The organism is Methylocystis sp. Sn-Cys (assembly GCF_016745395.1).
In the GTDB taxonomy this organism is placed as follows: domain Bacteria; phylum Pseudomonadota; class Alphaproteobacteria; order Rhizobiales; family Beijerinckiaceae; genus Methylocystis; species Methylocystis iwaonis.
This window is the reverse complement of the sequence record NZ_JAERVJ010000001.1, coordinates 205,768-224,734: the sequence shown is the minus strand read 5'-3', so window position 1 is coordinate 224,734 and position 18,967 is coordinate 205,768. Positions and strand designations below refer to the sequence as shown.

The 18,967-nt window shown below is 64.1% G+C and carries 17 protein-coding genes; 13 read left to right on the top strand and 4 right to left on the bottom strand.

Features of this window, described 5'->3' with window-relative positions; translation table 11 throughout:
* Positions 1-96: 96 nt before the first annotated feature.
* The 4 genes from JJT62_RS01015 to xth all read left to right on the top strand — a co-directional run bounded on the left by JJT62_RS01015 (position 97) and on the right by xth (position 3,315).
* A complete protein-coding gene (locus tag JJT62_RS01015) occupies positions 97-282 on the top strand; it encodes a DUF2892 domain-containing protein (RefSeq protein WP_202070827.1) in 186 nt (61 codons plus the stop codon).
* A gap of 42 nt (positions 283-324) precedes the next feature.
* Positions 325-1,911 carry a sulfite exporter TauE/SafE family protein gene (locus JJT62_RS01010; RefSeq protein ID WP_202070826.1) on the top strand — a complete coding sequence of 529 codons (1,587 nt, stop codon included), beginning with the start codon at positions 325-327 and terminating at the stop codon, positions 1,909-1,911.
* A 65-nt stretch (positions 1,912-1,976) separates the two neighbouring features.
* Positions 1,977-2,495: a hypothetical protein gene (locus JJT62_RS01005; RefSeq protein WP_246744638.1), complete on the top strand. Its 519-nt coding sequence runs from the start codon at positions 1,977-1,979 to the stop codon at positions 2,493-2,495.
* 40 nt (positions 2,496-2,535) lie between these two features.
* The gene (xth, locus tag JJT62_RS01000; protein WP_202070825.1) at positions 2,536-3,315 is read left to right on the top strand and encodes an exodeoxyribonuclease III; all 780 of its coding nucleotides are present in this window, start codon (positions 2,536-2,538) and stop codon (positions 3,313-3,315) included.
* Here xth and JJT62_RS00995 read toward each other — a convergent pair whose 3' ends face one another.
* Positions 3,316-4,104: a sulfite exporter TauE/SafE family protein gene (locus tag JJT62_RS00995; RefSeq protein ID WP_202070824.1), complete on the bottom strand. Its 789-nt coding sequence runs from the start codon at positions 4,102-4,104 to the stop codon at positions 3,316-3,318.
* Positions 4,105-4,196: 92 nt separating this feature from the next.
* On the opposite strand from JJT62_RS00995, the gene JJT62_RS00990 reads away from it, so the two are divergent.
* Complete coding sequence (locus JJT62_RS00990) at positions 4,197-5,078, top strand: MBL fold metallo-hydrolase (RefSeq protein WP_202070823.1); 882 nt, start codon at positions 4,197-4,199, stop codon at positions 5,076-5,078.
* A gap of 114 nt (positions 5,079-5,192) precedes the next feature.
* Here the strand turns inward: JJT62_RS00990 and JJT62_RS00985 are convergent, their stop codons facing one another.
* The gene (locus tag JJT62_RS00985) at positions 5,193-6,083 is read right to left on the bottom strand and encodes a tetratricopeptide repeat protein (RefSeq protein ID WP_202070822.1); all 891 of its coding nucleotides are present in this window, start codon (positions 6,081-6,083) and stop codon (positions 5,193-5,195) included.
* Between the two features lie 430 nt (positions 6,084-6,513).
* Between JJT62_RS00985 and JJT62_RS00980 the strand changes: the two genes are divergently transcribed.
* From JJT62_RS00980 to JJT62_RS00970, 3 genes are read left to right on the top strand one after another with little or no spacing between them, the layout of a single operon-like run.
* On the top strand, positions 6,514-6,891 hold the full coding sequence (locus JJT62_RS00980; RefSeq protein ID WP_202070821.1) for a cytochrome c: 378 nt from the start codon (positions 6,514-6,516) through the stop codon (positions 6,889-6,891).
* A gap of 16 nt (positions 6,892-6,907) precedes the next feature.
* Entirely contained in the window at positions 6,908-7,540 is a 633-nt protein-coding gene (gene queE / locus JJT62_RS00975; protein WP_202070820.1) for a 7-carboxy-7-deazaguanine synthase, read from the top strand.
* Positions 7,537-7,917 carry a 6-pyruvoyl tetrahydropterin synthase family protein gene (locus JJT62_RS00970; RefSeq protein ID WP_370568462.1) on the top strand — a complete coding sequence of 127 codons (381 nt, stop codon included), beginning with the start codon at positions 7,537-7,539 and terminating at the stop codon, positions 7,915-7,917. Before queE ends, JJT62_RS00970 begins: the two co-directional genes overlap by 4 nt.
* Positions 7,918-7,919: 2 nt before the next feature.
* Here the strand turns inward: JJT62_RS00970 and JJT62_RS19340 are convergent, their stop codons facing one another.
* Together JJT62_RS19340 and JJT62_RS19335 are read right to left on the bottom strand one after the other, a co-directional pair.
* On the bottom strand, positions 7,920-8,225 hold the full coding sequence (locus JJT62_RS19340) for a LysR substrate-binding domain-containing protein (protein WP_255537146.1): 306 nt from the start codon (positions 8,223-8,225) through the stop codon (positions 7,920-7,922).
* Between the two features lie 20 nt (positions 8,226-8,245).
* The gene (locus JJT62_RS19335; RefSeq protein WP_255537145.1) at positions 8,246-8,818 is read right to left on the bottom strand and encodes a LysR family transcriptional regulator; all 573 of its coding nucleotides are present in this window, start codon (positions 8,816-8,818) and stop codon (positions 8,246-8,248) included.
* Between the two features lie 277 nt (positions 8,819-9,095).
* On the opposite strand from JJT62_RS19335, the gene JJT62_RS00960 reads away from it, so the two are divergent.
* From JJT62_RS00960 to metH, 5 genes are all read left to right on the top strand, one after another.
* Positions 9,096-10,124 carry an NAD(P)-dependent alcohol dehydrogenase gene (locus JJT62_RS00960; protein ID WP_202070819.1) on the top strand — a complete coding sequence of 343 codons (1,029 nt, stop codon included), beginning with the start codon at positions 9,096-9,098 and terminating at the stop codon, positions 10,122-10,124.
* A gap of 228 nt (positions 10,125-10,352) precedes the next feature.
* A complete protein-coding gene (locus JJT62_RS00955) occupies positions 10,353-12,314 on the top strand; it encodes an acyl CoA:acetate/3-ketoacid CoA transferase (RefSeq protein WP_202070818.1) in 1,962 nt (653 codons plus the stop codon).
* 893 nt (positions 12,315-13,207) lie between these two features.
* Positions 13,208-14,218: a metalloregulator ArsR/SmtB family transcription factor gene (locus JJT62_RS00950; RefSeq protein ID WP_202070817.1), complete on the top strand. Its 1,011-nt coding sequence runs from the start codon at positions 13,208-13,210 to the stop codon at positions 14,216-14,218.
* Positions 14,218-15,117 carry a methylenetetrahydrofolate reductase [NAD(P)H] gene (metF, locus tag JJT62_RS00945; protein ID WP_202070816.1) on the top strand — a complete coding sequence of 300 codons (900 nt, stop codon included), beginning with the start codon at positions 14,218-14,220 and terminating at the stop codon, positions 15,115-15,117. Before JJT62_RS00950 ends, metF begins: the two co-directional genes overlap by 1 nt.
* Positions 15,114-18,836: a methionine synthase gene (gene metH / locus JJT62_RS00940; protein WP_202070815.1), complete on the top strand. Its 3,723-nt coding sequence runs from the start codon at positions 15,114-15,116 to the stop codon at positions 18,834-18,836. The genes metF and metH overlap by 4 nt, the downstream gene beginning before the upstream one ends.
* Positions 18,837-18,967: the final 131 nt, after the last annotated feature.

Sequence of the window (18,967 nt, the reverse complement as noted above, 5' to 3'; positions counted from 1 at the left end):
CGACGATGCGCCGCGGCCTTTTGGCGACAAAGTCGCTGATGGCATTGGCCGCGGCGACGCATATCTTTTGGGAACAAAAACCAAGGTAGGGTCGTGATGGAAGCGAATATCGGCCAGACGGATAAAATCATCCGTATCATTGCGGGTCTCGTGCTGCTCAGCCTTGCCTTTATCGGTCCGAAGACGGCCTGGGGCTTTATCGGACTTGTGCCCCTCGCTACGGCCTTCATCAATTTCTGTCCGGCCTACAAGCTTCTGGGCATGAATACGCTGGGCAAATAGCAGATTCGTTTTCAGTCGACGCCGGCGGCGAGGCGTGGATCTTTGGGCGACGAGACGGTCATTTTTCGCGCCCATGGCATGCATTGTCATGGGTGCGAGCACATTATCGAAAGGAGTCTGCGAAGACTTCCTGGCGTGCGCCGCGCCGTCGCCAGCTATCCGACCGAAACGGTCACGGTCGACTTCGATCCTCAGGCGTTAAGTTTCGACGCGATACGTGACAGCGTCGAGGAAAATGGTTATCGCGTCGAAACTGGTGAGCGGCGCGAAAAGCCGCTGCTGCAACGGCTTGCATTATTCGGCGCCGCCGCTGCCGGTCTCGCAGGGCTGATCTACGTCGACACCCAATGGATCAGCGCGCACGGCTCCCCCGACATTGCGCAGCATATGAGCCTGTGGCTCATCTTCCTTCTCGGGCTCGTCACGGGCTTCCACTGCATCGGCATGTGCGGCGCCTTCGTCGTGAGCTACACGGCCGGGGATGCGCGCGCGGGCCGCTCGTCGCTCCTTTCGCATCTCGCTTTCGGCGCCGGCAAAACGCTGTCCTATACAGCGATCGGCGCTGGCTTCGGCGCGCTGGGCGCCATCATCGCCTTCACGCCGCTGTTGCGGGGTGCGGCGGGCGTGGCGGCGGGCGCTTTTCTCATCATCTTCGGGCTCAATATGCTGGGCCTGTTCGCGCCGCTGCGGCGCTTTCGCCTCGCCCTGCCTGCGCCGCTCGAACGCTGGGTGCATCGCGAGGCGAGCGGACGTCACCGACCCTTTGTCATTGGTCTCCTCAACGGCTTGATGATCGCCTGCGGCCCCTTGCAGGCGATGTATGTGATGGCCGCGGGAACCGGCAGCGCCATTGAGGGCGCGAAAATGCTGCTGGCCTTCGGGCTCGGCACGCTGCCGGTCATGCTCGCCTTCGGCGTCATCGCCTCGATGCTCTCGAATGCGCTGACGCACCGCCTGCTGAAATCCTCGGGCGTGATCGTCGTCGCGCTCGGCGCGGTGATGATCAATCGCGGGCTCATCCTCACTGGCTGGGGCGTCGATCTCGATTCTGTCGTGGCGCGGATGCAGCGAGGCGCCGCGCCGATCGCAACGAGCGTCCCGGCGCCCGCTCCCGCCGCGCAGACGATCGAGATGGAGGCGAATGCGCTCGGTTTCACGCCTTCCCGCTTCACGCTCATTCGCGGCGCGCCGGTCAAATGGGTGATCAACGCCACGCGCATCACCCAGTGCAATCATCGCATTGTCGTGCCGGCGCTTGGCCTCGAATTCGATTTGAAGCCGGGGCTCCAGACCATCGACTTCACGCCACAAAAAGCCGGCGTGATTCCCTGGAGCTGCTGGATGGGCATGATGCGCGGCGAATTCGACGTGGTGGAGCCCGGCACGCCGCCGCCGGCGCCGAAAGAAGCCGCGCCGTCCGCTGCGCCTTGCCCGCTGGAGGCGGAACCAGCGACGGCGACTGTCGAGACATATGTCGTCCAGCGCGGCGATACGCTGACACGCATCGCCAAGAAAAAATACGGCAGCGTCGCGCGCTGGCGTGAGATCGCTGCGGCAAATCCGGGCGTGCATGAAGGGAGACTGAAAAAGGGTCAGGTTCTGACGCTGCCGCCGAAAGCGCGGCCGTGACGATTTGCTCTGGCGGGTCTTGGAGAAAGCGCGCTAGGCTCAGCCATTCGAGTGGGGAGAAAGAGATGCGGGTTCTATTCCCTGTTGCGATGATTTGCGGCCTGTCGCTTCTCGCCGTTGGCGCCATGGCGCAGGACCATCACGATCACATGCAGATGATGTCCAAGATGGCGACGGACTCGCGCATCGAGGTCGACATGCCGCCGCCGATGAAGGCGCATATGCTCACGAATATGCGCGGCCATCAGCAGGCGGTCGCGGACATTCTCGCGGCGCTCGCCAAAAGCGACGGCGAGGGCGCGGCGAAAATCGCCGAGACGCATCTCGGCATGGGCTCGCCGGGCTCGGCCGCCTGCAAGCCGAATGCAAAGTCGGGCGGCCTCGGCGAGATGCCGATGATGATGGCGAGCCATATGCCGGAAGCCATGCAGGGGCTCGGCATGGCCATGCATGCGCAGGCGACGAAATTTGCCGAAGAGGCGGCAAAGTTGAAGCAGGGCGGCGATCCGCGTCCGGCGCTTGCCGAGCTTAGCCAGGTCGTGCAAGCCTGTAACGCCTGTCACGCCGCCTATCGGCTGCAGTGACCGAACGAGCGGGCCCGCCGCGCTCTATCAGGAGTCTTTCTTGCGCATCGCGACCTGGAACGTGAATTCCGTCCGGCAGCGGCTCATGCCGCTCTTGGCATTTTTGAAGGAGACCGCGCCGGACGTCCTCTGCCTGCAGGAGCTCAAATGCGAGGAGAGCGCCTTCCCGCGCATGGAGGTCGAAGACGCGGGCTATAATGTCATTCTGCATGGGCAGAAGACCTTCAACGGGGTGGCGATCCTCTCCAAACATCCGATCGAGGAATCGCGCGTCGGCCTGCCCGATTTCGATCATGAGGGGCAATCGCGCTACATCGAGGCCGTGATCTCGCACGATGGCGGGGCCCTGCGCGTCGCGAGCATTTATGCGCCCAACGGCAATCCCGCGGACACGCCCAAATACGACTATAAGCTCGCCTTCATGGAGGCGCTGACGCGCCACGCGGCTGCGCTCCTGCAGCTCGAGGAGGCGACGGTGCTCGCGGGCGATTACAACATCATCCCGGAGCCTTGCGACGTCCACGACCCGGCCGCCTGGGCCAGCGACGCGCTGTTCCTGCCGCAGAGCCGAAAGGCCTATCGGCGGCTCCTGAACCTCGGCTATGCGGATGCGCTGCGCGCCGTCACCGATGGCGCCGGGCTTTATACCTTCTGGGATTATCAGGCGGGCGCCTGGCAGAAGAACAAGGGTATCCGCATCGACCATCTGCTGCTCTCGCCGCAGGCCGCCGACCGGCTCGAGGGGGTGGAGATCGTCAAGGCGATGCGGGCCGGGGAGAAGCCCTCCGACCATGTGGCGATATTTGCTCAGCTCGGCTGATCAGGCCAGCGACCCGACCGACCGCCAGATAACATAAAGCGCGACAGTGACGACGATCCCGGCGAAGGCTGTCGCCAGCGTGCCGCGCTGGGCGGAAAGGCGGCGCGCGGTCGCCGCGCCGATCATGCCGCCGATGACGCCGCCGCCGAGGATCGCGCCCGCGAGCGCCCAGTCGACCAGACCGGAGACCGCATAGTTAGCCGCCGTCGTTACGCCGAAGGCCGTGACCGAAACAAGCGAGGAGCCGATCGCGTTGAGGATCGGCAGATTGGCCGCGAACATCAGGGCCGGAACGATCAGAAAGCCGCCGCCGACGCCGAAGAACCCGGAAAGCGCGCCGGTCGCGGCGCCCGTTGCGGCGAGGCGCGGGAAATTCTCGCGGCTCAGCCGCACCTGGGGATGGCCCTGCCCGCGTCGGTTCAGGAACATCAGCGCGCCGACGACAAGCATCAAAAGCCCGAAGAGGGCGAGCAGCTTCTCGCCATTGATGAGCTTGCCGAGGCTCGAGCCGCCAAAGGCGCCGAACGCGCCGAAAAGGGCGAAGACCGAGGCGCAACGCCATTTGATCGCGCCCGATCGGGCGTGGTTGACGAGGTTGAAGACGGCGTTGACCGACACAGCGACAGAGCTCGTGCCGATGGCGATATGAGGCTCCGGCACGCCGACGAAATAGACGAGAAGCGGCACGGCGAGAACCGAGCCGCCGCCGCCGATGAGTCCGAGCGTAAAGCCGACGAAGACGCCGGAGAGCGCGCCGGCGGCAAGTTTCATCACAAACGGCGTCAGCATCGGCGATCCTCTGGATCACAACATTAGATATTGCTTATTTAGATAGTTCGCATATATGCTTGCGGCAAGCAAGCGCGCGACGGAGAGAAAACATGTCGGCGACGATCAGGGGGTTCTTCGACGAAGCCACCTTTACCATCACCTATCTCGTGTCCGATCCAGCGACCAAGACGGCCGCGATTATCGACCCCGTGCTCGATTTCGAGCCGGGCGGGGGCATTGCCGACACACGCGGGATCGAAACCGTTTTATCCGTCGCGCGCGAAGAAGGGCTGACGATCGCGTGGGTTCTCGAAACCCATGCACATGCCGACCATCTCTCGGCCGCGCCAATAGTGAAAGCCGCCACCGACTCGCAAGTCGGCATCGGCGAGCATATCATCGAGGTCCAGGACATATTCCGCCCAGTATTTTTGGCTGACGACATCGCGCCCGCGGGCCGCGACTTCGACCGGCTGTTCAAGGACGGCGAGCGCCTGCCGCTCGGCGAGATCGACATAGAGGTCTTGTATACGCCGGGGCATACGCCCGCCTGCGTCTCCTACAAGATCGGCGACGCCGTCTTTGTCGGGGATACGCTGTTCATGCCGGATTACGGAACCGCCCGCGCTGATTTCCCGGGGGGAGACGCGCGGGCGCTTTACCGGTCGATCCGCCGCCTGCTGGCCCTGCCGCCGCAGACGCGCCTTTTCATGTGCCACGACTACAAAGCGCCCGGCCGTGATTTCTATCGTTGGGAGGCGACGGTCGCCGAGGAGCGCGCGAAAAACGTGCAGATAAAGGAAGGGGTGAGTGAAGATGAGTTCGTCGCAGACCGCCAGAAGCGGGATCAGGCGCTAGCGGCGCCCCGTCTTCTGCTGCCATCCATCCAAGTGAATATCCGCGCCGGCCGCTTCCCGCCGCCGGGACCGGACGGCGTCCGCCGGCTCCTTGTCCCGGTAAAATTCAAAGGCGCCGCAGCGTCCGAGGAGTAGCCTCACACGAATAGGCCTCGCCGTCATTGCGAGCGAAGCGAAGCAATCCAGGGCCGCCACACGGCTCTGGATTGCTTCGTCGCTTCGCTCCTCGCAATGACGGCGGGCGCTCAATTAGTTCCGCTCGCGCAGATAGTCTTCGAGCAAAGCGACGGCGGCTTTGCGTTCCGCCTCGTTGGCGGTCGCCAGCGCCTTTGCGTGCGAGTCGACGATCCATTGCTCGTTGACCCCGCCGCCCGCCGCAGCGTCGCGGGCGAGCGTCAAATACATCAGTCCGCGCGCTTTCTGCGCGCCGCCGCCCGCCTCGCCGTTGAACATCAATCGGCCAAGCATGGCTTGCGCTTGCGCATGGCCTTTGCGCGCGGCAAGCTCGAGCCAATTGACGCCCTGCCGCATGTCTTTCTTCACGCCTGCGCCGTCGAGATACATGCGGGCGAGATAAAACTGCGCGTCGGCGTTGCGGAAATAGGTCGCCGCGTAGCGGAAGAGATCAAAGGCGCGGTCGAGATCGGGCTCGATCTTGGCCGAGGTCAGGCCGTCGCGCAGATAGAGGCCGACCGCCACAAAGGCGTTCGCCGCCATGGAGCGCTCGCGCGGGTCCGGCTCCTCCTCGGCGAAATGGTCGACGATCTTCGAGAAATAGTCGTAAGCCTTGGCGTCGTCGCGGTTGACGCCGTCGCCGTCGGCGTACATCCGGCCGAGCTTCCACTGCGCCAGCGGCTCGCCGCCTTCGGCGGCGTAGCGCAGCGCGGCGACCGAGGTGGCCGCGTCGCCGGCGTGATAGCTCTCCAGCCCGGCGCGCAGAGCGGCGCGGGGATTCTTGAAGATGGGAAGCGGCGTTGTCTCCGGCGCGCGCGCGGAGGGGGCGTCGAGCGCCGGGGCGGGGGCGACGAAGGCGGTCACGAGCATGGCGAAGCTCGCCGCGAAGAGGCCGAGCGGAAGCGCCACACGCTTTGTCGTTTGCGGTGCGGCGAGAGTAAAATATTTTTGCGCGGATCCGACCATAATTATCCGACTTCCTCGACCCGAGACGCCAAAGCCGGCGCCTGAACGCGACACACGCACCGGCCGGCATCCTCGACGCGCAACGAAAAATAGGAGAGCGCGCCCACGGGGCGAGGTCGCCGCCGAAGGTGTCTTCCCGCGTCTTGGAGGAGCAAGTGACAGGGGGGAGCTTATCTCAGCTTTTATGGCTGAAAAGGGGCTTCTGAGCCATGTTCGCGGCTGTTAAATCTAATCTTCGGCGCCTGTTGCAACAACAACACAACTACTGTTGCAAAATTGCAGCAGGCGGCAGGCTTGGGCCCTGCCATTCGGCCCGAATCCTACCGAGAGATTAACGCTGTGCGTTTCTCGCCCCTTGGGAGTTGTGCTTACATCCCCAGCGGCCGATGGGGCGAATCAGGGCCCCGGCCCCGCGCATAAGGACCGACGCATGGCATCATATTCACGCGCCCCCGTCTTCATCAGCCTTGCTGCGAGCGCCGCGCTTTTCGCTGCGCCCGCTCTCGCCGCCGGAGATGCGCAAAAGGGCGCGGTCATCGCCAAGCGCTGGTGCGCGAGCTGCCATGTCGTCTCCGGCGATCAGACGACGGCGGTCGCCGACGCGCCCTCCTTTTTCGACATCGCCAAGCGGCGCGCCGACAAAAAGCAAATCGGCAATTTCCTCATCGACCCGCACCCGCCGATGCCGGATATGCATCTCTCGCGCAGGGAGATCGACGACATCACGAGCTACATCCGCAGCCTCGACCCCAGCCCCCAGCCGCCGGAGCAGAAGGACAAGGACGATGCGCTGCCGCAGAAGGGCTGAGTAGGACGGAAAGCCGGTGGTCTACGCGGTCAAGGAAGCTTTCAAGACGCTGCAGGGCGAGGGACGGCACGCGGGCCGCGCCGCCGTCTTCTGCCGCTTCGCAGGGTGCAACCTGTGGAGCGGACGGGAGCAGGATCGCGCCGCGGCGCAATGCCGTTTTTGCGATACGGATTTCATCGGGACGGGCGGCGAGGGCGGGGCGAAATTCGGCGACGCCCAGGCGCTCGCCGCGCATCTTGCCGCGCTTTGGGGGCCGGGCCGCGAGGGGCGGTTCGCCGTGCTGACCGGCGGCGAACCCATGCTTCAAATCGACGCGGCTCTCGTGGACGCGCTGCACGCCGAGGGGTTCGAGATCGCGGTCGAAACCAATGGGACGCTCCCCGCAACGCCCGGTTTGGACTGGATTTGCGTCTCCCCCAAAGCCGGAACGACGCTCGCGCAGACGCGCGGAGACGAATTGAAGCTCGTCTATCCGCAGGAAGGAGCCGATCCGGCTCTATATGAAAGCCTCGACTTCCGGCATTTTCTGTTGCAGCCCATGGACGGCCCGGAGATTCTGCGCAATACGAGGGCCGCGGTCGACTACTGCCTCGCTCATCCGCGCTGGCGGCTGTCGCTGCAGACGCACAAAATGATCGGGGTGAAGTGACGGTGGCGAGTTTCGAGGTCTTCCGCGAATTCTATTTCGAGGCGGCGCACGCCCTCTACGACCCCGAGGCGAAGGACGGCGGCAAATACCGCAACCTCCACGGGCACTCCTTCCGCGTCCGCGTGACCCTGCGCGGCGAGCGCCATGGCGAGGAGCAATGGGTCATGGACCTCGGCAAGCTCGGCCGCCGGCTCGCCGAGCTGCGCGAGAAGCTCGACCATTCCTTCCTCAATGATCTGGAAGGTCTCGGCAAGCCGACGCTCGAAAACCTGTGCCTTTATATCTGGCGCGACCTCGCGCCCGCGCTCCCCGGCCTCTGCGAGATCGGCATTTTCCGCGATAGCTGTTTCGAAGGCTGCGTTTATAGGGGCAACTAGCCTTAACCCAGGACGGCGGGCGCCTCCGCGACGAGAAAGTCGATTGCCCGCCTGACGCGCATCGGCATTTGCGGCCCTTGCGGCCAGAGCAGCATGATGTCGAACATGACGGGCGGCTCGTTTGGCATCACCTCGACCAGAGCGCCGGTCTCCAGCCACTTCTTCGCCAGATAAGATGGGAGCCAGGCCAGGCCGAACCCCATGACGGCGGCGCTGGCAAGCGCGTCGAGATCGTCGAAACGCGCGCGGGCCGTTGTCGCGAAAGCGGGGACGCGCCCGCAGGCGCCGGGAAAGCGCCAATGGCGCATGGCGTTGGCGCGCGTGTAGATCAGCGATCGTGGTTTTCGAGATCGGCCGGCGTCGCCGGCGCGCCGCGCCGCGCCAGATAGTCGGGCGCGGCGCAAATTGTCATCCTCTGCGCGCCGAGGCGCCGGCCGGCGACGCCGGTCGAATCCAGACTCGCGGCGATGCGGACCGCAAGATCATAGCCTTCCTCGATCAGATCGACGGGCCGGTCGGAGAAGGAGATCGCGAGCTCGAGGCGCGGATGCGCCGCCGCAAATCTCAAGAGCAATGGCGCAATGCAGTGGCGGCCAAGGCAGACAGGCGCCGTGACCCGCAGGACGCCCGCCGGCTCCCGCCGGCCCGAGGCCATTACGCCTCGCGCCGCATCGAGCTCGGCCATCGCGCGCCGCGCGTGCTCATAGTAAAGCTGGCCGTCTTCCGTCAGGCTTTGGCTGCGCGTGGTGCGATGGAAGAGGCGAACCCCGAGCTGCGCCTCGAGCCGCGCGATGGCTTTGCCCACCGAGGATCGCGATAGGTTGAGCGCCCGGCCGGCGGCCGAAAAACCGCCCGCCTCCGCGCAAGCCAGGAAAATTGACGTGAGGCTGAGACGGTCCATCAGCGCCTCATTCCATTTCCGGTTGAACAGCTCGCGTTGGGGCGTGTCATTCCCAGCGGGCTGAAAGCCCGACCGGGAATCCAGAGCCACAGAAACGCTGATTTTGCTCTGGATTCCCGCTCGCTCGCTCCGCGAGCGTCGGGAATGACACTGAACCGATCAAACGGATCTCGTATCATTGGCTCTCAAAACGATACAATATGCAGGGCAATCAGCGCAACTGTAGCCCTTTAGCGCATTTATCGTTCCAGCTCCGCATCGAGACAGGAGCATTGGAATGAAGGCTTGGACGATCGATTCTTTCGGCCGCGATAATCTGAAGCTCGTTGAATTGGCCCGCCCCGAGCCGGGCCCCGGCGACGTGCTGGTTCAGGTCGCGAATGTTTCCCTGAATTATCGCGACCAGCTCGTCATCGACGGAAAGTTCGGCGGCGGCTTCGACTTTCCCTTCACGCCCGGTTCTGATTTCGCCGGGAGGGTGGCGTCCTGCGGCGCCGGCGTCACGCGTTTCAGCGTCGGCGACCGCGTCATATCGAGCTACGTGCCCGGTTGGATCGACGGGCTGCCGCCGGGGTCGGCGGCGCGGCCCTATACGACGACCATGGGCGGGCCGCTGCCGGGCGTGCTGGCGGAGTTCGTCGCTCTGCCCGCCGATTGGCTGCTCCGGGCGCCGCGGAGCCTCTCCGACGCGCAGGCGAGCACGCTGCCGGTCGCCGGCGTCACCGCCTGGACCGCGCTGGTCGAAGCGGGGCGGCTTCGCGCCGGTCAGACCGTCCTCGTGCAGGGCACGGGCGGCGTCGCGCTATTCGGCGTGCAGATCGCGCGGGCGCATGGCGCAAGGGTGATCGTCACCTCCAGCGACGACGGCAAGCTCGAACGGGCCAAGGCGCTCGGCGCCGACATCGGCGTCAATCGCACCGCTGGCGATTGGGCGAAGGCGGTGATCGAGGCCACCAACGGGCGCGGGGCCGACCACATCCTCGAAATCGCCGGCGGGGCAAATCTCCGCAAGTCCGTGGAGGCGGCCGCCGTCGGCGGCCAGATTTCGATCATCGGCATCATAGAGGGCCTCGACCTCACGGCGCCAGCGCTTCCCCTCATGCTCAAGCAACTTGTTATCAGGGGCGTTTTCGTCGGCCATCGCCGCGCCACCGAGGATTTCGTTGCGGCGGTCGAGACGATCGGCCTGCAGCCCGTGATCGACCGGCGCTACCCCTTCGACGCGCTGCCCGAGGCTCTCGCCCATCTGGCGCGCGGGCCCTTCGGAAAGATCGTCGTCGACGTCGCGCAAGCACAAAATGGCTGACCGGCGCGTGCTCGCGTGATGGGCGCGTGGGTCGATCCCCGCGCGCCATTCATAGATTTGTTCTCTCCGCCTATCCGAAAAGAGCCCTAGAAATCATGCGGCATCGTCGCTATTGCGCTTACAAGGCGCGGTCTCTACGCTTGCGCCCATCATTTCAGCAAAAAGTCCGCCGAGGCGGCCGCAGCCGGCGCCGCTTACAAGAGCGGAGTCGAGGGGAACCCACAGGAAATGGCGAATAACAAGGTCATCAGCGCCGACGAGGCGATTGCGCTCATCCGCGACAATGATGTCGTGACCACCACGGGCTTCGTTCAGAGCTGCATTCCCGAGGCGCTCCACGCCGCGCTGGAGAAGCGTTTCGTCGAGTCCCAGCATCCGCGCGACCTGACCTTGATCATGACCGCCGGCGCCGGCGACTCCAAGGGCCTCGGCACCGGCCGCTTCCATCACGAGGGCCTGCTCAAGCGCGTCATCGCCGCCAATTTCGGCCGCATGCCCAAGGTCGCCCAGGCCGCCCAGGAGAACAAGATTCTGGGCTACAACCTGCCCCAGGGCGTCATCTCGCAGCTCTACCGCGCCTGCGCCGCCGGCCAGCCCGGCCTGTTCTCGAAAGTCGGTCTTTATACTTATGTCGATCCGCGCTTCGGCGGCGGCAAGGTGAACGACGTCACCACCGAAGACATTGTCAAATATCACAACATCCAGGGCGAGGAGTGGCTCTTCTACATCTCGACCAAGATCGACGTCGCCTTCATCCGCGGCACTTCGGCCGATCCTTCCGGCAATATCAGCATGGAGAAGGAGGCGCTCGTCCTCGACAATCTCGCCCAGGCGATGGCTGCGCACAATAATGGCGGCCTTGTCATCGCGCAGGTCGAGCGCATCGTCGAGCAGGGGTCGATCAAGCCCAAGGACGTGCATGTGCCGGGCATTCTGGTCTCGGCCGTGGTGGTCGCCGATCAGCCCGAAATGCACCGTATGAACTACGGCGTCATGTACAATGCGGCGCTCGCCGGCGAAGTGCGCGTGCCGGTCGAGAAGCTCTCGAAGATGCCGCTCGACGAACGCAAGGTCATCGCGCGCCGCGCCTCCTTCGAGCTGCCGCCGAATGGCGTCGTCAACCTCGGCGTCGGCGCGCCGGAGGGCATCGCCGCCGTCGCCAATGAAGAAAAGCTCACGCCCTATATCACGCTGACGACGGAAGCCGGCGCCATCGGCGGCGTGCTCGCCTCGGGTTCGAGCTTCGGCGCCGCGACCAACGCCGACAGCATTATCCAGCAGAACCAGCAGTTCGATTTCTATGACGGCGGCGGTCTCGACATGACCTGCCTCGGCATGGCCGAATGTGACCTGCAGGGCAACGTCAACACCTCGAAGTTCGGCGGGCGCCTCAACGGCTGCGGCGGCTTCATCAACATCAGCCAGAACGCGCGGCTCGTGGTCTTCGCCGGCACCTTCACCAATGGCGGACTGCGCGTCGAGATCGCCGACGGCAAGGTCAATATCCTTCAGGAAGGCCGCAACAAGAAGTTCCTGAATTCCGTCGAACAGACGACCTTCTCCGGCAAATTCGCGCAGAAGCGCAAGCAGCCGGTCTATTACGTCACCGAGCGCTGCGTGTTCCAGCTCAAGGAGAATGGTCTGGAGCTGGTCGAGGTCGCGCCCGGCATCGACATCGACAAGCACATTCTGCCCTTCATGGACTTCAAGCCGATCATCAACGATCCGCAGCTCATGGACCGTCGCATCTTCATCGACGAGCCCATGGGCCTGATCAACGATCTGCTCAACCTCAATCTCGATCAGCGCATCAGCTACGACGCCGCGCGCAATATTCTCTTCCTCAATCTCGAGGGCTGGAACGCGCGCACCAAGAAGGACGTCGACGAAATGCGCCAGGCGCTCGTCGCGGCCTGCCAGAAGGTCGGCAAGCGCGTGAATTCGGTGGTCAACCACGATGGCGCGCGGATCGCCGAGGCGCTCTACGACGACTACGCCGAGATGATCGAATATCTGAGCCAGCATTATTATCTGACGACGACGCGCTATGCGACGAGCGCCTTCGCGCGCATGAAGATGAAGGAAGCCATGGCCAAGCGCGGCCTGCAGCCCCACGTCTTCGAGCGCCGCGAGGCGGCCGAGACCTTCCTCGAAGTGGTCGCGGCCGAAGAGGAAAAGGCGCCGGCGTAAAGCGAGGGCTTCGGCGATTGCGACGGCCGCCTCCGGGCGGCCGTTTCTTTTTGGAGGTTTATCAGGGGCCGTCATTGCGAGGAGGCGAAGCCGACGAAGCAATCCAGAGCCCCTGTAGCCGCCCTGGATTGTTTCGCTTCGCTCGCAATGACGTGGCGCCCTAAAAAGCAAAGGCCCCGTCGCCTTGTGCGAACGGGGCCCAATGCTTCTCTCGGAAGCGGCTGGTATGATGTCCAGTTTCGGGAAGGAACGCTCGCTGCTTGGCCTTCGCGGCGAGCTGTCCTCAAATGCTAAGGAATTTTTCGGAACGGGACATGTCAGGCAGCGCTGAGCCTGGCTTCCCGCTTTGACCGGAACCAAACGCCGGTCAAATGATCTGACCCGGTGGCGTCATGCTCCTCCGCAACTAAAGTTGCTCGACCGCTCCGCCGGTGACAGGGAGTCCGCCGGCGTCTCCTGTATCGCTGCCGCATCGAGGTCCCGCCCGAGCGATCCCGCCTCTATTTGCCGAAGCGGTTGCGATGTAAGGGAAATGTTGCTCCCGTTTCCCGTTTCCGTCAAGCGACAAGTTGAAGCAGCCAGGGCTCCGAATCCAGGTTAACAAACCCTGCGCAGCCGCGTCATGCCCGCGCTTGTCGCGGGCATCCACGCCGGGACATTGCGACACGCGGGCAGAAGAAGCGGCGTTATTCCGGCTCATGCTCTCAGCTTCTCACGTCGGCGCGGCGTGAAGGGGCCGCGACAAGCGCGGCCGTGACGCTGGAACATGTCTGCTCGCTAACCTGAATTTGGGGCCCTGTCGAAGTGGGCCATTGGCCCCCTGCCGCATTTGCGCCTTGCGCGATGTGCGATCAACGCATATAGATATCTTTATATCTCGCAGCAGAGGCCGCATGACCGCCCCCAATTCCCTAAGGCTGGACCCCGCGCTCGCGGCGCTCAACGCCGCCGCGGAAGAGACGCGGCTGCGGCTGCTCGCCCTGCTTTCGCAGTCCGAGCTTACCGTCAGCGAGGTCGTCACCATTCTTGGCCAGTCGCAGCCGCGCGTTTCCCGCCATCTGAAGCTTCTGGTAGAGGCAGGCCTGGTCGAGCGCCGGCGTGAAGGCGCCTGGGCATTCTTCCGACTGTCGCCCTCCGGACAGGCGGGCGCCATGGCGCGCGACATCGCCGCCTGGCTCGATCCCAAAGACACGGTTCTCGCCGAGGATCAGTCGCGCCTCGAAGACGTGCGCCAGGCCCGCGCCGAAAACGCCGCCCGCTATTTCGCCGCCCACGCCGCCGAATGGGACGATATCCGCTCGCTGCATGTGCCCGAGGCGCGCGTCGAGGACGCCATGCGCGCGGCCGTGGGCGACGCGCCGGTGCGCTCCCTTCTCGATCTCGGCGCTGGCGCCGGGCGTATGCTGGAGCTTTTTGCACCGCTCGCGGAACGCGCTATCGGCGTCGATCTTTCGACCGCCATGCTTGCCGTCGCGCGCGGACGCATGGAGGAGACGGGGTTGCGCAATGTTCAGTTGCGCCAGGGCGACATTTACGCTTTGCCGATCGAGCGCAACTCCGTCGATCTCGCGATCATGCATCAGGTTCTGCATTATCTTGACGATCCCGCCCGCGCGCTGCGCGAGGCGGCGCGCGTATTGGCGCCCGGCGGGCGTCTGCTTGTCGTCGACTTCGCGCCCCATCAGGAAGAGGCCCTGCGCGACAAGCACGCCCATCGCCGCCTCGGCTTTTCCGAGAGCGAGATCGCCGACCTTCTCGCCCAGGCGGGCTTGGAGACGGTGATGCACCGCGCGCTTTCGCCCGCGGCCGGCGAGGGCGCAAAGCTGACTGTTTCACTATGGCTCGCGCGCGATCCGCGCATGATCGCCGATCCGATTCCTGCTTCTTCCTATGAGACCGCCTGATGTTCAACGCGCTGCATCCGACCGCCTCCGGCACGCGGTTCAATATCTCTTATGAATTCTTTCCGCCCAAGACGGCGGAGATGGAGACGCAGCTTTGGGCGTCGGTGAAGCGTCTCGAAGCGTTGAGGCCGCATTTCGTTTCCGTCACCTATGGCGCGGGCGGCTCGACGCGTGAGCGCACCCATGCGATCGTCGCGCGCATCGCCCGCGAGACCATCATGAAGCCGGCGGCGCATCTCACTTGCGTGTCTTCCTCGAGAGAAGAGATCGACGAGATTTTGAGCGCCTATTGGGAGGCTGGCGTGCGCCACATTGTGGCGTTGCGCGGCGATCCGCCGACAGGCGTCGGCACGGCGTTCGAACCAAACCCCAAGGGCTACGCCAGCTCCTCTGATCTCGTGAACGGCATTCGGCGTCTGCATGATTTCGAGATTTCGGTGTCGACCTATCCGGAGGGCCATCCCGAGAGCCGCTCCATCGAACAGGATCTCGACGCGCTGCAGGCGAAGATCGATGCGGGCGCGACGCGCGCCATCACGCAATTCTTCTTCGACAACGACGTCTATTTCCGCTTTCTCGACAAGGCGCGCGCGCGCGGCATAACGATCCCGATCGTGCCAGGGATCATGCCGATCCGCAATTTCAAGCAGGTCGCCAATTTCGCGGCAAAGGCTGGCGCAAGCGTGCCGCGCTGGGTCGCCGAGCGTTTCGAGGGCCTCGACGAAGATCAAGAGACCCGCGCGCTCGTCGCCGCGACGACCGCTGTCGAGCAGGTGATGGGCCTCGCTCGCGCCGGCGTCGAGGAGTTTCATTTCTACACCAACAACCGCGCCGATATGGTCTTCGCCATATGCCATCTTCTCGGCGTTCGTCCCCTTCGCGAGAAAGCAGACGCATGACTTTCGACAAAGCTCACGGCCCGAACATTCTGAAGGCGCTCGAAGAGGCGGCGAGCAACCGCATCCTCATTCTCGACGGCGCCATGGGCACGATGGTCCAGCGCCATAAATTCGAGGAAAGCCATTTCCGCGGCGAGCGTTTCAAGGACCACCCCAGGGATCTGCGCGGCAACAACGATCTTCTGATCCTCACTCAGCCAGAGGCGATCAAGGCGATCCACGTCGCCTATCTCGAGGCCGGCGCCGACATCATCGAGACCAACACCTTCAGCGGCACGACGATTGCGCAGGCGGATTACGGGCTCGAATCCATCGTGTTCGAACTCAACCGCGAAGGCGCCAAGCTCGCACGCGCGGCGGCTGACGAAGTGGCGGCAAAGACCGGCGTGCGCCGTTTCGTCGCCGGCTCGATGGGGCCGACGAACCGCACGGCGTCGATTTCGCCGGACGTGTCAAATCCAGGCTTCCGCGCCGTCACCTTCGACGAGCTGCGCGCCGCTTATAAGGAGCAGGCGCTCGGCCTCATCGCCGGCGGCGCCGACATCATGCTGGTCGAGACGGTCTTCGACACGCTGAACGCCAAGGCGGCGATCTATGCGCTCGAAGACGCTTTCGAGGAAGTCGGCACGCGCTTCCCGATCATGATCTCGGGCACGATCACCGATCTCTCCGGCCGCACGCTCTCCGGCCAGACCTCGGTCGCCTTCTGGAATTCGCTTGCGCACGCCAAGCCGTTTTCCATCGGCTTCAACTGCGCGCTCGGCGCGCGCGAAATGCGCCAACATATCGCCGAGATCGGCCGCGTGGCCGACACGCGCGTCTGCGCCTTCCCCAACGCCGGCCTGCCGAATGAGTTCGGTCTCTATGACGAGAGCCCGGAATATATGGCGGAGCTTGTCGGCGAATTCGCCGCGGCTGGGCTGGTGAATGTTCTCGGCGGCTGCTGCGGCACGACGCCCGACCACATCGGCGCCATTGCGCAAAAGGTGAAGGGCATGGCGCCGCGTGTCGTGCCGACGATCGAGCCGCTGCTGCGTCTTTCCGGGCTCGAGCCCTTCGCGCTCACCAAGGATATTCCCTTTGTGAACGTCGGCGAGCGCACCAATGTCACGGGCTCGGCCAAGTTCCGCAAGCTCATCACCAATGGCGATTACACGGCGGCGCTCGACGTCGCGCGCGACCAAGTGGCGAATGGCGCGCAGGTGATCGATATCAATATGGACGAGGGCCTGCTCGATTCGCAGCAGGCCATGGTCGACTTCCTCAATCTGCTCGCCGCGGAGCCGGACATCGCCCGCGTGCCGGTGATGGTTGATTCATCGAAGTTCAGCGTCATCGAAGCCGGGCTGAAATGCCTGCAGGGCAAGGGCGTGGTGAATTCGATTTCGCTGAAGGAAGGCGAAGAGAAGTTCGTCTCCGACGCTCAGAAAGTGCGCCGTTACGGCGCTGCGGTTGTCGTCATGGCCTTCGACGAAACCGGTCAGGCCGATACGCTTCGGCGCAAGACGGAAATCTGCGCGCGCGCCTATAAGATCCTTACAGAAGAAGTCGGCTTCCCGCCGCAGGACATCATCTTCGATCCCAATATCTTTGCGGTCGCGACGGGCATCGAGGAGCATGAGAATTACGGCGTCGACTTCATCGAGGCGACGGGCGCCATCAAGCGCGATCTGCCTTACGCCCATGTCTCGGGCGGCGTGTCCAACCTCTCCTTCTCCTTCCGCGGCAATGAGCCGGTGCGCGAGGCGATGCATTCCGTCTTCCTGTACCACGCCATTCAGGCGGGCATGGATATGGGCATCGTCAACGCCGGCCAGCTCGCGGTCTATGCCGAGATCGATCCGGAGCTGCGCGAGCTTTGCGAAGACGTCGTGTTGAACCGCCGCAAGGACGCGACCGAAAGGCTGGTGGAAGCGGCGGAGCGATTCAAGGGCGCCGGCGCCAAATCGGCGGAGAAGGACGCCGCCTGGCGCGAGAACAGCGTCGAGAAGCGTCTCGAATATGCGCTCGTGAACGGCGTCACCGAATATATCGACGCCGACGTCGAGGAAGCGCGTCAGAAAGCGACGCGCCCGCTCGACGTCATCGAAGGCCCGCTGATGGCCGGCATGAATGTCGTGGGCGATCTCTTCGGCGCCGGCAAAATGTTCCTGCCGCAAGTCGTGAAATCCGCGCGCGTGATGAAGCAGGCGGTCGCCTATCTCATGCCCTTCATGGAAGACGCGAAGGACGCGCGCTCTTCGGCCGGCAAGATCCTGCTCGCCACGGTGAAGGGCGATGTGCACGACATCGGCAAGAACATCGTCGGCGTGGTGCTCGGCTGCAACAATTTCGAGGTGATCGACCTCGGCGTCATGACGCCGGCGGCGAAGATTCTCGAAATCGCGAAGCAGGAAAAGGTGGATCTCATCGGCCTCTCCGGCCTCATCACGCCCTCGCTCGATGAGATGTGCTTCGTCGCTTCCGAGCTGGAGCGCGAAGGGCTCGACACGCCGCTCCTGATCGGCGGCGCGACGACGAGCCGTGTGCATACGGCGGTGAAGATCAATCCGAACTATCGCCGCGGGCAGGCGGTTTATGTCACCGACGCGAGCCGCGCAGTGGGCGTCGCGCAGGCGCTCGTCTCGCAAAAGACGCGCGGCGACTACATCGCCGAGACGCGCGCGGAATATGAGCGCGTCGCGGACGCGCATGCGCGCGCGCAGGCGGAGAAGCAGCGCGTATCGCTCGCGCAGGCGCGGGCCAATCGCTACAAGATCGATTGGGCCGCCTATGAGCCGACCAAGCCGAGCTTCACGGGCGCGCGCGCCTTTGCGAGCTACGACGTCGCGGAGCTTGTGCCCTATATTGACTGGACGCCCTTCTTCCAGACCTGGGAGTTCAAGGGCCGCTATCCCGCTTTGCTCGACGATCCCGAGCGCGGCGCGGCGGCGCGCCAGCTCTTCGAGGATGCGCAGGCGATGCTGAAGCGCATTGTGGAAGAGCGCTGGTTCACGCCAAAGGCGATCATCGGCTTCTGGCCCGCGAACAGCGTCGGCGACGACATCGCGCTTTACACAGGCGAGTCGCGCAACGAGGCGCTCGCGACCTTCTTCACGCTGCGCCAGCAGCTCGGCAAACGCGACGGCAAGGCGAATATTGCGCTCTCGGATTTCGTCGCGCCAAAGGAGAGCGGCAAGGCGGATTATATCGGCGCCTTCGTCGTCACTGCCGGCGCGGAGGAAGAGAAGATTTCCGCCCGTTATGCGCGCGCCAATGACGACTATGGTTCGATCATGGTGAAGGCGCTCGCCGACCGCATCGCGGAAGCCTTCGCCGAGCGCATGCACGAGCGCGTGCGCCGTGAGTTCTGGGCCTACGCCAAGAACGAGACCTTTGCGCCGCAAGAGCTGATCGGCGAACCCTACGCCGGCATCCGCCCGGCGCCCGGTTATCCGGCGCAGCCCGACCACACCGAGAAGGCGACGCTCTTTACGCTTCTCGACGTCGAGAAGCGCACGGGCGTGAAGCTCACGGAAAGCTTCGCGATGACGCCGGCGGCGTCGGTCAGCGGCCTCTATATCGGCCACCCGCAGGCGCACTACTTCGGCGTCGCCAAGGTGGAGCGCGATCAGGTCGAGGATTACGCGCGCCGCAAGGGCATGTCGGTAACAGAGGTCGAGCGCTGGCTGGCGCCCATCCTCAACTATGAGCCCGCGACGGCTGAAGCGGCGGCGTAAAAAAGGCGCGGCCGGCGCTTTGCGTCGGCCGCCTTTTCGAGAATTCCACAGTATTTCAAAAACAACTCAAACTTTACGCAAAAACATCCTCATTTAGTATACAAAACTTCGCAGTCTTGAATACAACTTGC

What these genes read in the sequence shown, in the direction of transcription:
- JJT62_RS19335 (WP_255537145.1), bottom strand. Translation starts at nt 8,818, where the DNA reads ATGGACCGTCTCAGCCTCACGTCAATTTTCCTGGCTTGCGCGGAGGCG.
- JJT62_RS00995 (WP_202070824.1), bottom strand. Translation starts at nt 4,104, where the DNA reads ATGCTGACGCCGTTTGTGATGAAACTTGCCGCCGGCGCGCTCTCCGGC.
- JJT62_RS00960 (WP_202070819.1), top strand. Translation starts at nt 9,096, where the DNA reads ATGAAGGCTTGGACGATCGATTCTTTCGGCCGCGATAATCTGAAGCTC.
- JJT62_RS00990 (WP_202070823.1), top strand. Translation starts at nt 4,197, where the DNA reads ATGTCGGCGACGATCAGGGGGTTCTTCGACGAAGCCACCTTTACCATC.
- JJT62_RS00955 (WP_202070818.1), top strand. Translation starts at nt 10,353, where the DNA reads ATGGCGAATAACAAGGTCATCAGCGCCGACGAGGCGATTGCGCTCATC.
- JJT62_RS19340 (WP_255537146.1), bottom strand. Translation starts at nt 8,225, where the DNA reads ATGCGCCATTGGCGCTTTCCCGGCGCCTGCGGGCGCGTCCCCGCTTTC.
- JJT62_RS00950 (WP_202070817.1), top strand. Translation starts at nt 13,208, where the DNA reads ATGACCGCCCCCAATTCCCTAAGGCTGGACCCCGCGCTCGCGGCGCTC.
- metH (WP_202070815.1), top strand. Translation starts at nt 15,114, where the DNA reads ATGACTTTCGACAAAGCTCACGGCCCGAACATTCTGAAGGCGCTCGAA.
- JJT62_RS01005 (WP_246744638.1), top strand. Translation starts at nt 1,977, where the DNA reads ATGCGGGTTCTATTCCCTGTTGCGATGATTTGCGGCCTGTCGCTTCTC.
- JJT62_RS00985 (WP_202070822.1), bottom strand. Translation starts at nt 6,083, where the DNA reads ATGGTCGGATCCGCGCAAAAATATTTTACTCTCGCCGCACCGCAAACG.
- JJT62_RS00980 (WP_202070821.1), top strand. Translation starts at nt 6,514, where the DNA reads ATGGCATCATATTCACGCGCCCCCGTCTTCATCAGCCTTGCTGCGAGC.
- metF (WP_202070816.1), top strand. Translation starts at nt 14,218, where the DNA reads ATGTTCAACGCGCTGCATCCGACCGCCTCCGGCACGCGGTTCAATATC.
- JJT62_RS01015 (WP_202070827.1), top strand. Translation starts at nt 97, where the DNA reads ATGGAAGCGAATATCGGCCAGACGGATAAAATCATCCGTATCATTGCG.